The sequence below is a fragment of the Candidatus Paceibacterota bacterium genome (genome assembly GCA_028718635.1).
Classification (GTDB): domain Bacteria; phylum Patescibacteriota; class Minisyncoccia; order Phycocordibacterales; family UBA9973; genus UBA9973.
Genome location: JAQULK010000001.1, coordinates 158,857 through 173,211, shown reverse-complemented (window position 1 = coordinate 173,211; position 14,355 = coordinate 158,857). Strand labels below are relative to the sequence as shown.

Here is a 14,355-nt window from a genome sequence, read left to right as displayed (position 1 = left end):
AAGCTAATATAGCAAAAAAAAGGCATAGATGCAATCCCTGCTGCGTCAGAGCAAATATGATATGATTAATCTATGATCGGAAGCATTAAAGGAAAAATTATATTTAAAGCGGATAAATTTTTAATCGTGGAAACGGGCGGGGTTGGATATAAAATAAATGTCTCCCCAGATGTATTGTCTAAAACAAAAAAAGTAGGCGACGAGATGACACTCTGGACACATACGCACGTGCGAGAAGATGCTTTGGATTTGTATGGATTTTTAGAACGTTCAGAATTAGAATTTTTCGAAATGCTCATTGGAGTATCGGGCATAGGGCCAAAGTCGGCTTTAGCTATTTTAGGAATTGCTTCGATCGAAACATTGCGGAAAGCCATAGGCATGAATGACACTTCCTACCTCACAAAAATATCCGGCATCGGCAAAAAGACTGCGGAAAGAATCGTGATTGAATTGCGCGACAAAATAGGAACTGAACTGGAAGGAAGTTCTCTACAGGAAGAGCTGGATGTTTTAGAAGCACTTAAATCCCTAGGATATTCTCAAAATGAAGCGCGCGAAGCATTGAAAAAAGTGTCTCCTGATGCGAATACTAATACTAAAATCCGTGAAGCTTTAAAAATTTTAGGAGGCAAATAAAACCATGCCTGAATTACCAGAAGTAGAAACAACTACAAGAGGTCTCAAAAAGACTGTCCTAGGCCTTGTAATAAAGGACGTTTGGACTGATTTGGCGACGAAAGACAAGCGCAAAAGAGACAGCGTGGCAAATCCAAAATTTTTCAGAAATTTTAAAAAGGAAGTTTTAAATAAGAAAATTATATCAGCCGAAAGACGTGCAAAAAATATCCTGATAAACTTGTCCGAAGGTAAAACCATCTTGGTTCATATGAAGATGACCGGTTATTTATTTTACGGCAAAGATCCAAAAATTAAATTTGCGCATGTGGTTTTCACTTTATCTAACCCACGCCATGGCGGGACAAGCAAACATTATTTAATTTTTTCAGATATGCGTAAATTCGGAAAAATTACTTTATTAGATACTAACGTTGCCCACGACCCCGAAGGAAAGATTACTTCCTACGGGGCAGGTAGTAAACATCTGAATAATATCGGACCGGAACCGTTAGAGAAACAATTTACAATTACGAATTTCGAATTACAAATTTTTAAAAAACAAAATGGGAAAATTAAGACAGTCTTGATGGATCAAAGAATTATTGCCGGCATTGGTAATATTTATTCAGATGAAATACTTTGGCGCGCCGGAGTGCATCCGGAGAGAAAAGTTTCCACGCTCAAAAAGCCAGAAATTAAATTGATATTCAAAGCCATCAAAGAAACACTCGCGAAAGGCATAGATTTCGGCGGAGACTCAATGTCAGATTACAAAAATATTTATGGCCTGCCCGGAAAATTCCAACTGCATCATGAAGCTTATAGACGCACAGGAGAAAAATGCAGAAAAAAAGGTTGTAAAGGCACAATAATTAGAAAAATAATAAACGGCCGCAGCGCGCATTTTTGCTCCGTGCATCAGAAATAAAATAAATATCAAAACTTATAAAGCAATCTATCTGGCGCTGGTGCGCCAGCGAACTGCTCGGCTCGTCAGCCTGCGCAAGGCTTTCTAAATTTTATATTTATTTTATTTCTGGATTCTAAAATTAGAGAATAAAGTTTTTAAGGGGTTTGGCGAGCGACGGCGAGCCAACTTCAGGATTTTTTAAGCTTCAAAAAATCCGTACCGGCAAAAATTTTGATTCTATAATTTTAGAATCCCGAAGAGCGCTATTCCTAGTGCCACGGAAACATTTAACGATTCTTTTTTGCCTCGCATTGGAATTTCAGCAATTACATCACATTTTTTTAAAATACTTTTAGGTATGCCTGTCACTTCCGTTCCTACGATAAAAACATTTTTATTATGTAATTTTACCTTTTTATAATCAACCGATTTTTTATCCTGCTCTATTCCAATAATTAAATATTTCTCCCGCCTTAAGCTTCGCAAAATGGCGGGCAAGCTTTTTTTATATTCCCAAGTTATATATTCTTCCGCTCCGAGCGCAGACTTAGCTAAATCCCTTCTCTTTCTGCCAAAACGATCAAGCGGAGTTGGGGTGTAGCCCGACAAATAAATTTTGTTTATTCCCGCCGCATCAGCCGTGCGAAACATCGCCCCGACGTTTTCCACGCTTCGGATATTGTGTAATATTAAAATATTTTCTTGTTGATTTTCCTTTTTCATATATTATCAGTTTATGACGGTCGTCAAGTTTGATAACACCTAATATATTTCTGCCTGATAACATTCTTTGCAATAAATTATCTCTGGTCGATCAGAAGCATACATAGTTTCAAATTTATTTAGACACTTTCCTTTGTGTTGATGATTCTGCAATTCACACATACACTCTCGTTTATAAAAATGAAAAGGATTTTTCCAAGCTAAACGCTGGTGGTATCTACAATTCGGACAATATCTAGGTATCGGCAGATTCATTTGTCGATAAAAAGAAAGCTCATCCGGTAATATTTTATAGGCTGAAGTGCATCGCGTCTCTACTTTACCTTTATTGGGACACTCGATAACTTCGTCGCAAATTGTATCCTCAACATCTTTAATGCTATCAGGAATAGCATCTCCTTTTATTGTTGGAACATAGGCTTTGGCTTCTATTTCCTTCCATTTATAACCAAAAGCAAGCACTTCTTCTTTTGAAAGTGGACATTCTTCAAATGCTCGAGTTTCATTATAAGCAAAAGGAGAAATCTCTGTAGGAAAAAATTCACCAAAAACATATTCCCTTCCAAGCGCATCCACATACGGCATCTCATTCATATGTTTCATAATTTTCGACAACAATTCGAAATATTCTTCTTTTGAATATTGCTTATTAAATATACAATATTGTTTCTTAATTAAATTCACACAACCAAAGCAATTAGAACTACTTCTAACATTATCACAATAAAACAAATTATTATTCCCTCCTCCACAACTAAGACATAAAACTACTCGATTGGAACCTCTTCCTCCTAAAGTAAATTCATAACATTCTTCAATCTTTCCACATGACACAACATCTTGGCTATCTTTCATAGCATTGGCACTAAAAAAAACATATTTAACATTTTCCGCATCAGCCACACAATAGCAGTGATAAACATTTTTTGAATTTTCCACAAAATCCCCAACTACATTTACTGAATTTTTAATGTGCGCATGTTTATGAATAGCATTTTTTGCTAAATCCCTAAAAATATCCTTAGCCTTTATTTGTCCTGAATATGTTTCTAATTTCAAATTTGTAACTGCTTCTTCATATTTCTCTTTAGATAATTGTTGATTTTTAAAAACATTACTTTTATTGCGAAGATTACATGATAAACAACATTTTACGCAATTTGAACAATCATAAAGGAAATGTGAATCCACACACTGATCACTTTCTATTAAAAAAGTCGAGTTGTAATTGTTGCTGGCTTGTACCAGCTCGTATCCTCTATCGTTGGCTTTAATAATCATAGAATCCAAACAATTTTTATTTCGTTTTAAAACATTATTAGAATATTTTATATGCTCAGAACCCACAATATTAAAAGATAAATAGACATCTTTGTTCGCAAAGCATAAATTTGAATATTCACAGCCTTCTCCGTTGCGTTCATTTTGATCAAGCGCTCTGTGAGGAATATTGTATTTTAATTCTTTAAACTGCTCAAAAAATGTCTTCGAAAAATCATATTCCCTGCCATAATCGCGCGCATCCCAGACATCGCTCAAGTGGCATTTGATACACCAAGAAGAAATACCGCTCTCTGGACTATACATTGAAATTATTGATTTTTTGCAATTACCGCAAGTTTCTTTATATAAAGATCGTTCATTAATAAAAGTGAGTTTGCGTACAAATCTGCAGTCCGGACACCAAGTGGGCGCTGGCACTTTTAGTTTCTCATAAAAAGAAAAATCTTCTGGTTCTATCGTGAAATCTTTTTTGCAATTTTGGCAGACCCGCGTTTCGGAATTCATATTTACATATTATGCTTTTTACGCGCTAAATCAAGAAATTCTTATTCCTCATATTTTTATGATAACTGATGGCAAATCGGTGTGCTTCGCTGTTCGCTAGTAGAATTTCTCTTTTATATTTTAATCCAAAATCTCTTGCCCTGCCGTGGCGTGGATTGTCCCCCATTATGGCTTTCGGTTTATGGTGTTCATCTTTAACAACAGAAACTACGGGTATGTTTAAACCCATTTTTTTTAAAACACTTTTGGCGGCATTAATTTGCGCCATACCGCCATCCACCACAATTAAATCTGGAAATGCCCATTCTTTATGCATCAACCTTCTTTCTAAAACTTCCGCGAGTGCGCCGGTATCATTTACATTATTCTGAGTCTTAATTTTGAATTTTCTGTACTCACTCTTTACTGCTTCGTCGTTTTCCAAAACTGTCATCACCCCAACCATATTTTTGCCTCCCATGTGCGCTATGTCATAAGCCTCAATGCGAAATAGCAAAGCAGATAATAAAATTTTTGTGTCCGAGGGTCCCGCTTTGCTCCCAGAAATGCGCCCAAAGGAGGGCGCAGGACCAAAAATTTTATTATCTGCGAAGCTATTTTTTATAAGCGCAATATCATTGATGTGTTTCAGCGCAAAAATTTGCCTTTTAACTTCTCCGGCCTTTTCAAATTCTCCCTCTTTGGCTTTTTGCATCATCTTTTTTTTCAAATCTCGGATGATATCTTTCTTTTTGCCTTTAAAGAAAAGTTTCAAATATTTTATATTATCCAAATAAATTTCACTCGGAGATGATGCGTCTGGAGTCAGTCCAAGCTGTTTATAAAATTCATAGTTTTGTTTTTTACTCGATTTGTCATCAATAAAAGGAAAAATTCTGCGTAAGATTTTTAACGCCTCATGCAATTGGGTACCGCTAGTATACGGGCCAAAGATACTTCCTTTATAATTTTTTAAAACTCGGCCTCTAACTACTAATACTCTTGGCAATTTCTCCCTTGTGATGCAGACATAATTGAAACTCTTATCATCTTTTTCTCTTGTATTGTAATAAGGCTGATATTTTTTTATTAAATTAGCTTCTAAAATAAGAGCTTCTAAAACAGAATCGGTGGCTTCCCATTTTATATTGTCCGATTTAAAAACCATATCTAAAACAAGCGGACCTCGGGTATTTATCAAGTCCTTGCTGAAATAGCTTTTGGTGCGGTCTCGAAGAGAGGTCGCTTTTCCGATGTATAAAATTTTCTTATTTTTTAAGAAAAAATATACACCGGGCTTATCTGGCAGTTTTAATTTTTTTAGAGTTTCATTCGTCATCCCAGTACTAAAATTTTAATTATTAATGCTTATCTTTATACCCCGTAATCAAAAATTTAGTACGGGACAAATGTAATTTTATTTTCTCAAAACTCTTCTTAAGTATTTGCCAGTGTGTGATTTGCTGTTTCCAGCCACTTCTTCCGGCGTGCCTTTGGCAACAATTTTACCTCCGTCTACTCCTCCTTCTGGACCAATATCTATAATGTAATCTGAACTTTTCACAATATCAAGGTTGTGTTCAATTAGGACAACCGTATTGCCATGAGATACCAATTTATTTAAAACCTCCAAAAGTTTCTGCACGTCATCATAATGAAGCCCCACAGTCGGTTCATCTAAAAGATAAATAGTTTTTTCCAAATGCGGACGATAAAGCTCGCTACTTATTTTTACTCGTTGCGCTTCCCCGCCAGAGAGCGTTGTAGCTGATTGGCCGAGTTCCAAGTAACCAAGCCCTACATCAAAGAGGGTCTGCAGTCTATCGGAAATCGCCGGAATATCTTTGAAAAAAGTAAGGCCATTTTCTACAGTCATATGCAGGACTTCGTAAATATTTTTTTTCTTGTATTTTACAGTAAGCGTCTCTTTATCAAAACGTTTTCCATCACATACATCGCAAGTGACATAAACCGTCGGCAAAAAATGCATTTCGACAGCTATCTCACCATTGCCTTCGCAGGCCTCACAACGACCACCTTTCACATTGAAAGAAAAACGATTTGCTTTCCATCCTCGCAAGCGCGCTTCTTCGGTCGAAGCAAAAAGATCTCGGATATGCGTGAAGGCTCCTGTATAAGTAACAATATTTGAACGCGGAGTCCTGCCTATGGGCGATTGATCAATCAAAATAACTCTGGATAGATATTCAGTCCCAGAAAATGAGGAACAATTAAAAATCTTGGCTGTGCGATACTTTCGCTCAAAGCGGGCTTGAAGATTTTTATAAAGAATCTCATACATAAAAGAACTTTTTCCGGAACCAGAAACACCAGTGATAGATGTCATTACTCCGAGAGGCACTTCTACATTAAGGTTGTTAATATTAAAAATATTTCCTCCGGCAATTCGAAGCGCGCCTTTAGGATGGCGCCGTTTTTTAGGAATTTCTATTTTTGTTTCTCCGCGCAAATAACTAAGTGTTCGAGAATTATTTGTGTTCTTTTTTGCAGTTAATAGATCTTCTAAATAACCGGAAACAACCACTTCCCCGCCGTGCACCCCGGCCTTCGGTCCTATATCTACGATATAATCCGAAGCATATATAGTATCCTCATCATGTTCTACAATTAAAATTGTATTGCCTAAATCACGTAAATTTTGAAGTGTTTTTATCAAACGATCGTTGTCTCGCTGGTGAAGTCCGATCGTGGGTTCATCGAGCACATAAAGCGCGCCGACGAGCCTCGAACCAAGCTGAGAAGCCAAGCGGATACGCTGCGCTTCTCCGCCAGAGAGAGTGTTCGCCTTGCGAGACAACTGCAAATAATCCAAACCTACGTCCAGCATAAATTGAAGTCTGGCTTCTATCTCCCGAACGACTGGCACCGATATTTCCTTCTCTTGTTCTGAGAGTTTTAAGTTTTTGAAAAAAGTATATGCGTCTTTTATAGAAAGAGAAGCAAGATCTAATATGTTTACCTTCTTCTTGGAAGCCTCTAAAAAAACATTTAAGGCTTCAGAGCGTAAACGCGCGCCATGGCAAGTTTCACAAGGTTCATCTCCCATAAAATATTTTGAACCAAGGCCATTACAAGCTGGACAGGCACCATAAGGAGAATTGAAAGAAAATAATCTCGGCTCCACTTCTGGAAAAGAAAAACCGTCATTCTTACAAGCGAATTTTGCAGACATAATAAATTCCTCATCGCCGATTTTTATAGTTACTAAACCATCAGACTCGAGAAGCGCACGTTCTAGAGCCTCAGAAAGACGCATTCTACTACCGTCCTTATCATCCGTAAACTCATGTAGAGCAAAATGATCCACTAGAATATCAATATTGTGTGCTTTGTTTTTAGAAAGAGTTATTTGCTCGCGAAGTTTTTTCATCATCCCATCAAGACGAATTTCGGCAAAACCTTTTCCAAGCAAATCATAAAGCAGTTGATAATATTCCCCTTTTCTTCCCCTGATTACTGGTGAAAAAATACTGATTTCTGTTTCATCCCATTCGACTCCCATAACCTTACGAATTTTATCTCCTCCTTTTTGAGGAGGAGTGCCCGAAGGGCGAGGTGGTGATTTCTTGGAATTACCACCCCCTACACCCTCCTTAATCAAGGAGGGTGTTTTCAACTTTTCCAAAACAAAATTTAAAATTTCTTCATTGGAAAGTTTTTTAATTTCTTCGCCACACAAAGGACAATGTGGATGCCCAATGCGCGCATACATCACTCGCAAGTAATCATAGATCTCTGTAATCGTCGCCACAGTCGAGCGCGGATTATTTGAACGAGATTTTTGATCAATAGATATTGCAGGAGAAAGACCCGTGATCTCATCCACATCAGGTTTAGGCATTTGGTTTAAAAATTGTCGCGCATAAGAAGAAAGAGACTCCACGTATCGGCGTTGTCCTTCGGCAAAAATGGTATCAAAAGCCAAAGATGATTTTCCAGAACCAGAAACACCAGTAATGGCTATCATTTTATTACGAGGCATTTCCACATTTATATTCTTTAAATTATGGGTTCGTGCGCCTTTTACTATTATTTTGTCTTGAAAATCTTTTTTCATATTTTTTCCTGCCCCGTAGGAAGTACTCTTTCCTTCGGGGTCATTTTTCATTTTTTTTGTATAAAATATCCAATACACCCGCCGTTACTCATAGGGGGTGTCAATGACTTTCTTTTAATATTAAATTAGAAACAGTATACAACAAAAAACTAAAAAGTCTATTTTTTTTCTGTACGCATTCGCAAAACTCCGATCTCGTCTCTTAGTATCGCCGCAGTCTCGAAATCTAACTCTTTGACTGCCTTGTTCATTTCTTTTTCTTTCATTTTTATTATTTTTTCATAGATTAAATTGCCTATCTCTTCATCAGACAAATAAGACTGCCCCAAGCTGGTGTTCGGTATTTTCCGATTTTGTTTCTTTTCTTTTTTAAATTCTTTCGCATAAGCGCGCTTAAAAACTTCCAAATCAAGCTGGAGCTCGGCGTTTACAACTTTCCCATGTTCGCTTTCCATTTCTTCGGTGATATCCTTTATCTTTTTCATAATTGTTTTTGGGGTAATGCCATGTTTTTTGTTGTAAGCAAGCTGAATATTTCTGCGACGAGCAGTTTCTTTTAGGGCATAATCCATCGCGGGAGTCATAATGTCGGCATAAAGAATAACCTTACCCTCACTATTGCGAGCCGCACGGCCAATCGTTTGAATTAAAGATGTTTCAGATCGTAAAAAACCTGCCTTGTCGGCATCTAGAATTCCAATCAGAGCAACTTCTGGCAAATCCAACCCTTCACGAAGTAAATTTACGCCAACTAAAACATCAAATTCGCCTTTGCGGAATTGGGTTAAAATTTTTATCCTGTCTATCGTTTTTACATCACTGTGTAGATATTCTGCTTTGATCTTTTTGTCCTTTAAATAAACAGAAAGATCCTCTGCCATTTTTTTTGTCAACGTCGTCGCTAGAACCCTGAAACCTTTTGCAATTGTTTTTTCTGTTTCTTGAATAAAATCTTGAATCTGGCCAGGGTAGTTATTCCCCCTCTCCTTACTAAGGAGAGGGTTGGGGTGAGGTGAATTAATTAAGAACCTCCCCTCATTCCCCTCCTTGTTAAGGAGGGGAGGAAATGCGCCTTCGGAAACTGGTCGCACTATTGTCTCTGGGTCCACAAGCCCTGTCGGACGAATAATTTGTTCCACTATTTGATTACTTTCTGATTTCTCAAATTTTGCAGGTGTAGCGGAAGTATAAATAGAATTATATATTCTATTTTCAAACTCATTGAATTTTAAAGGTCTGTTATCTTTTGCGGAGGGTAGTCTAAATCCATATTCTACTAAAGTGTTTTTTCTTGAAGCATCTCCTGCGTACATTCCTTGTAGTTGTGGAATTGTGACATGCGATTCATCAATAATCGTAAGAAAACCAGTCTTAGGGAAATAGGAAAGCAATGTTTCTGGCGGTTCGCCTTCTTTTTTCCCTGATAAGTGCCTAGAATAATTTTCTATGCCGTTGCAATAACCAGCTTCTTTTATCATCGCCAAATCATAATTAGTTCTTCTTTTTATACGTTCAGCCTCTAAAAGTTTCCCTTCTTTTTCAAATTTTTTTAGCTGTTGTGCTAGCTCTTTTTTAATTTCTATAAGCGCTTTTTTCTTTTTTGCATCTTCAGTAATAAAATGTTTTGCTGGGAAAATAAAAATATTCTTTTCTTCAGAAATTATAATAGAAGAAACTGGATCAACTTTTGTTATTTTGGAAATTCTCCCGCCCTGCATTTCAACTTGGTACATTATACTTTCCGAAACTGGCATAAATTCCACCCGCGAACCGATGGAACGAAAAGTTCCAGGAGTAAGATCTGCATTGGTACGTTCAAAATGAATTTGAATTAATTTCTTCATTAAGGTCAATCTGTCCATCGTCATACCAATTTCAAGTTTTAAATTAACTTTTTCATATTCTTCCGGAGAACCCAAACCATAAATACAAGAAACCGAGGCAACTATAATCACATCTCGTCTTGTTAAAAGCGCTTGCGTGGAAGCATGGCGAAGTATGTCTATTTCTTTATTGATAGAGGCATCTTTTTCAATATAAGTATCCGATGCAGGCATGTAGGCTTCTGGTTGATAATAATCATAATAAGAAACAAAATAATGCACTGCGGAATCTGGAAAAAATTCACGAAATTCTTGGGCCAACTGGGCGGCAAGGGTTTTGTTGTGAGCTATTACCAAAGTTGGTTTGTTATATTGAGCTATGACATTTGCCATAGTAAAAGTCTTGCCTGTGCCGGTGGCTCCTAGTAATGTTTGCTTTTTCATTCCCTTAGACAGACCTTGCACAAGCGCTCTGATAGCCACTGGCTGATCCCCCGCTGGCTCAAAAGGTTTATGTAATTTAAAGATACTTCCCCCGCCTGCTCCTGACTTAGGAGGGCGGGCAGGTTGATTTTTCAACATATTTCTTATACTATCATATGATGCGCCCTTAGCTCAGCTGGTAGAGCAGATCCCTTTTAAGGATAAGGTCGTTGGTTCGATCCCAACAGGGCGCACATTTAGAAAGCTTCAAGTAAAAACTGCTCAAAAGCAGACTCGGCATCGCGTCCTTCTTTGCGGGCCTCGGGCAGGAGATAGGAAATTTTAGAAGCAAAAGTTTTGAGCTGTTCGGGAGAAAATTTATTAAAATTATTTTTCAAAAGCATGTCTTTAATTTTCCAAAAAAGAACTCCGATTATTTCTTCCATTATCACTCCGGCGTCCATCGCCTGCCTGAAATAAATCCAGGTGTTTAACTTATCTTTATTAGCAAAAGCATTTGCCACCAAAAAATTATCAAACTTTTCCAGCTTTTGCTTTGGCAACTCAAAAATATTAATCTGAACTCTTTTTTCCCCGATTTTTTTAAAAGCATCGAGTATCGGTTTTTTGAGTTTTCCCTCTGAAAATATGAAAATATTATCCGACTCCCCCATCTGTTTTAATTTATCTAAAACAAAATCCCTTGTTTCCTCATACTCAAAAATATTCTGAAAAACTATCACCGACAAGGTTGAAAAAAGACTGGCTCCAGAATAAAAACTTTCAATTTGGACGGGATCAAAGTCATTTCTATTTATGAAAAAAATATCAGAAGGGGGTACCCCTTTTTTTTCAGACAAAGATTTTATGAATTTTTCATAATTTAAAATTTTATTTTTAGAGTCATCTCCAGAAAAAAGATAGAGCATAAATTTTTTTTAAAAAATTAATCAAAACCTGACGGATTTTCTATATTCCAAATATGGATCACCGTATTTTGCCGTCAAAATTTTCTCCTCTTTATTTAGAAAAACAAACTTTGCAATCAGAGAAGAAATTATCCCAAACAAAATAACAAAAAAAGAATTAGTGATGACCCCAAAACCCACTATCATAAAAAATATTCCCCAATTGGTAGGATTTTTAATATAACGATACGGCCCTTTACTAAAAGATTCTTTAGTGATGTTTTCTCTATTTAAATGATGCGAAGTATATTGCGCCCAAAATATCAAAATGGTGCCAAGAACTAAAAATAGCAATCCTGTCCACAAAAAAGCAGGACCGGTAAAAAATTTAACCCCGAATATCAAATCAAGGCAAAAACCGAATATAAACAAAACAAACTGCATCGCGTGCGAATGCGCCAAAAGCTTGTGTACGCCCTCCTTTTGTATTTGCGTGTTTTTGTTATTATTTTCTATTTCCATGCCATAAGTATAGCACAAAACACTATTTGACTTCCCTGAGATTGTCCCCAAAACCAAAGTGCGCTTCGAGCGGAATATCCGTTTTATAATGTATATATGATCTTTGAAGCACCCCTTCCATCGCACCCATTATTATTTTTTCAGCTTTTGAGAGTACACTTTCTTCCACTTCGTAAACGAGTTCATCATGAATTTGAAGTATCAGATGAGTGCTTTCTGACAAGCCGGCTTTTTTCAAATCTTCTTCCGCATATCGTATGGCTAATTTGATAATATCGGCGGCTGTTCCCTGGAGCGGAGCATTGGTCGCGGTACGCTCCGCCATATTTTTCAAAAATGGAATTCTGGAGTTTATGTTTGGAAAATTCCTGCGTCTGCCGAATAAAGTTTCGGTATAAGCGTTTTCTCGCACAAACTTTTTTACTTTTTCTAAATAATCCCGCACGCCAGAAAATTGATTGAAGTAATTGTCATAAAATCTTTGCGCCTCCTCGCGAGTTACCACCTCCGACCTTGTGTCGGAGTCCGATTTTGGTCGGACGAGATTCTTTCGCAGAGCAGAAACCCCCATACCATAAATAATTCCGAAATTTATCACTTTTGCTTTTCGGCGCATTTCACTATCTACTTTTTCTATTGGCACACCAAAAACAAAAGAAGCAACTCCCGCATGAATATCTTTTTTATCTCGGAAAACTTGGGTCATTTTTTCATCTCCAGAAAGCATTGCAGCCATGCGTAATTCGATCTGACTATAGTCAAAAGCAACTAGTTTGCAACCTTTGGGCGCAATAAAACCGCCTCGGATCCTTCTACCAAGTTCTGTTTTGATAGGTAAATTTTGCAAATTAGGATTCTGAGAAGAAAATCTTCCCGTCGTGGTACCATTTTGCAAAAACTTTGTGTGTAAACGGCCGTTAGCATCCACCATTTTAGGAATGACATCAATATATGTAGAAAGCAATTTCTGCAATTCTCGATAAAATAATATTTCTTTTATAATCGGATTTTCTTCTTCCAGTTCTTCTAAAATTGAAACCTTAGTAGAAAATCCGCCGTTTGCACTTTTTTTTGCTCCATTTTTACCTGGTGATTTTATGCCCATTTTACCAAAAAGTATTTCTCCCAATTGTTTGGGTGAATTTATATTAAATTCAACACCAGCTTGCGCATATATTTTTTTAGTTAAAATATCCAATTCTTTATGGTATTCAGCAGACAATTTTTCAAAATATTTTTTATCTATCAAAATCCCATAATCCTCCATTTTTTTCACTATCGGGATAATGGGTTTTTCTATTTCTTCATACACTTTCTCCAAATTATTTTCTTTCAGTTTTTTGAAAATATGTTCATAAGCTTTTTCAAAAGAGTTCGTATGGGTAAAAAATAAGATATCTTCCAAGCTGGGATTCGGTATATCAGAATTGACAAGCCAAAGGGCGATACTGGCTTCTTGAAGTTTTTGCGAATCTATGGGTTCAGCCCCCAGAGGATTATGCTCAGAGGAATCTTCGCTGCGACCAGATGGATCTTGCCCTTCCAAGACGGAGTGCGAATGACGGCGAGCATAATCCTCTGGGGGCTCTTGTTTATTCTTATTCCCATTATTCTCAAAAAAGTTTTTTAAACGCGTTACTAAGCTTCTAAATTCAAAAGTTGAAAAAATTTGTTCAATTCTTTTAAAATCCACCTTTTCCCAAAAAGTCTTTTCAGGCAAAACAAAATCTATCGGCGTGTCAGTTCTGATCGTCGCTAGAATTTTTGAAAATAAAGCCTCTTCCTCGTTATTTTTGAGCAACTCAATCATCCTAGGACTGATGCCTGCTTTTTTAAAAACTTCTTCGTCTTGTTTAATTTTTTTATAAATTTCTTCAATGGTTCCAAATTTTGAGATTAAGATTTCAGCAGTTTTTTCGCCGACGCCTTTAATGCCGATGATATTATCTGAAGGGTCGCCGCGCAATCCTTTAAAATCAGGAAGGAATTTTGGTTTAAAATGAAATCGATTTACAACCGCATCTTCATCGTACAAAATAGTATCATTGATGCCTTTTTTCAAAGTGTAAACTTGCACTTTTTTATCATCCACCAATTGCATAGTATCCATATCTCCTGATGCAATAATGATTTTCAAATTTTTATCTTTTTTATATTTCTCCACGATAGTCCCCAAAACATCATCCGCTTCGAAACCAGGCGCATCATAAATAGGTATATCAAAAGCGTCAAAAATCTGGCGAGAATTTTTTAATTGCATTATCAAGGCATCTTCGGTTTTCGCTCGGCCTGCCTTATATCCATCATGCGCTTCGTGCCTAAAAGTTTTTTGGGGCAAGTCATAACAGGCCACAATATAATCCGGCTTTAACTCAGTAATTATTTTCATCAGCATAGTGGAAAGCCCATAAAGCGCCCCCGTCGGCTCGCCTTTGGAAGACAAAAATTCCGGCAAGGCATGATAAGCGCGGTGGATTATCGCATGAGCATCTAGTAATACTAATGTTTTACTATTATCTGTTTTCTGTTTTAGCATTATATAAATTATAACATTTATCTAAAGGGATGACTTGGGGAACT

General features: G+C 36.9%; 10 protein-coding genes and 1 tRNA gene. 3 read left to right on the top strand and 8 right to left on the bottom strand.

Annotation, left to right across the window (positions count from 1 at the left end; genetic code table 11):
• Window positions 1–72: 72 nt before the first annotated feature.
• Window positions 73–639: a Holliday junction branch migration protein RuvA gene (gene ruvA / locus PHT16_00840; protein ID MDD5720982.1), complete on the top strand. Its 567-nt coding sequence runs from the start codon at window positions 73–75 to the stop codon at window positions 637–639.
• A gap of 4 nt (window positions 640–643) precedes the next feature.
• Window positions 644–1,549 carry a DNA-formamidopyrimidine glycosylase gene (mutM, locus tag PHT16_00835; protein ID MDD5720981.1) on the top strand — a complete coding sequence of 302 codons (906 nt, stop codon included), beginning with the start codon at window positions 644–646 and terminating at the stop codon, window positions 1,547–1,549.
• Between the two features lie 219 nt (window positions 1,550–1,768).
• Here the strand turns inward: mutM and PHT16_00830 are convergent, their stop codons facing one another.
• From PHT16_00830 to PHT16_00810, 5 genes are all read right to left on the bottom strand, one after another.
• A complete protein-coding gene (locus tag PHT16_00830; GenBank protein ID MDD5720980.1) occupies window positions 1,769–2,254 on the bottom strand; it encodes a TrmH family RNA methyltransferase in 486 nt (161 codons plus the stop codon).
• 39 nt (window positions 2,255–2,293) lie between these two features.
• Window positions 2,294–4,042: a hypothetical protein gene (locus tag PHT16_00825; GenBank protein ID MDD5720979.1), complete on the bottom strand. Its 1,749-nt coding sequence runs from the start codon at window positions 4,040–4,042 to the stop codon at window positions 2,294–2,296.
• A 25-nt stretch (window positions 4,043–4,067) separates the two neighbouring features.
• Window positions 4,068–5,360, bottom strand: coding sequence for a GIY-YIG nuclease family protein (locus tag PHT16_00820; GenBank protein ID MDD5720978.1), 1,293 nt, complete (start codon window positions 5,358–5,360; stop codon window positions 4,068–4,070).
• Window positions 5,361–5,438: 78 nt separating this feature from the next.
• Window positions 5,439–8,099 (bottom strand): excinuclease ABC subunit UvrA, encoded by a 2,661-nt coding sequence (uvrA, locus tag PHT16_00815; protein MDD5720977.1) that lies wholly within the window; start codon window positions 8,097–8,099, stop codon window positions 5,439–5,441.
• Window positions 8,100–8,257: 158 nt separating this feature from the next.
• Window positions 8,258–10,504 carry an excinuclease ABC subunit UvrB gene (locus PHT16_00810; GenBank protein MDD5720976.1) on the bottom strand — a complete coding sequence of 749 codons (2,247 nt, stop codon included), beginning with the start codon at window positions 10,502–10,504 and terminating at the stop codon, window positions 8,258–8,260.
• 22 nt (window positions 10,505–10,526) lie between these two features.
• Here PHT16_00810 and PHT16_00805 point away from each other — a divergent pair.
• Window positions 10,527–10,599 (top strand) — tRNA-Lys (locus PHT16_00805).
• A 3-nt stretch (window positions 10,600–10,602) separates the two neighbouring features.
• Here the strand turns inward: PHT16_00805 and PHT16_00800 are convergent.
• The 3 genes from PHT16_00800 to PHT16_00790 are packed head-to-tail and all read right to left on the bottom strand — an operon-like array spanning window position 10,603 to window position 14,311.
• Window positions 10,603–11,274 (bottom strand): hypothetical protein, encoded by a 672-nt coding sequence (locus PHT16_00800; protein ID MDD5720975.1) that lies wholly within the window; start codon window positions 11,272–11,274, stop codon window positions 10,603–10,605.
• A gap of 21 nt (window positions 11,275–11,295) precedes the next feature.
• Window positions 11,296–11,775: an isoprenylcysteine carboxylmethyltransferase family protein gene (locus PHT16_00795; protein MDD5720974.1), complete on the bottom strand. Its 480-nt coding sequence runs from the start codon at window positions 11,773–11,775 to the stop codon at window positions 11,296–11,298.
• A 22-nt stretch (window positions 11,776–11,797) separates the two neighbouring features.
• Window positions 11,798–14,311: a DNA polymerase gene (locus PHT16_00790; GenBank protein MDD5720973.1), complete on the bottom strand. Its 2,514-nt coding sequence runs from the start codon at window positions 14,309–14,311 to the stop codon at window positions 11,798–11,800.
• Window positions 14,312–14,355 lie beyond the last annotated feature (44 nt).

What these genes read in the sequence shown, in the direction of transcription:
- PHT16_00820 (MDD5720978.1), bottom strand. Translation starts at nt 5,360, where the DNA reads ATGACGAATGAAACTCTAAAAAAATTAAAACTGCCAGATAAGCCCGGT.
- uvrA (MDD5720977.1), bottom strand. Translation starts at nt 8,099, where the DNA reads ATGAAAAAAGATTTTCAAGACAAAATAATAGTAAAAGGCGCACGAACC.
- ruvA (MDD5720982.1), top strand. Translation starts at nt 73, where the DNA reads ATGATCGGAAGCATTAAAGGAAAAATTATATTTAAAGCGGATAAATTT.
- PHT16_00795 (MDD5720974.1), bottom strand. Translation starts at nt 11,775, where the DNA reads ATGGAAATAGAAAATAATAACAAAAACACGCAAATACAAAAGGAGGGC.
- PHT16_00810 (MDD5720976.1), bottom strand. Translation starts at nt 10,504, where the DNA reads ATGTTGAAAAATCAACCTGCCCGCCCTCCTAAGTCAGGAGCAGGCGGG.
- PHT16_00825 (MDD5720979.1), bottom strand. Translation starts at nt 4,042, where the DNA reads ATGAATTCCGAAACGCGGGTCTGCCAAAATTGCAAAAAAGATTTCACG.
- PHT16_00800 (MDD5720975.1), bottom strand. Translation starts at nt 11,274, where the DNA reads ATGCTCTATCTTTTTTCTGGAGATGACTCTAAAAATAAAATTTTAAAT.
- PHT16_00790 (MDD5720973.1), bottom strand. Translation starts at nt 14,311, where the DNA reads ATGCTAAAACAGAAAACAGATAATAGTAAAACATTAGTATTACTAGAT.
- mutM (MDD5720981.1), top strand. Translation starts at nt 644, where the DNA reads ATGCCTGAATTACCAGAAGTAGAAACAACTACAAGAGGTCTCAAAAAG.
- PHT16_00830 (MDD5720980.1), bottom strand. Translation starts at nt 2,254, where the DNA reads ATGAAAAAGGAAAATCAACAAGAAAATATTTTAATATTACACAATATC.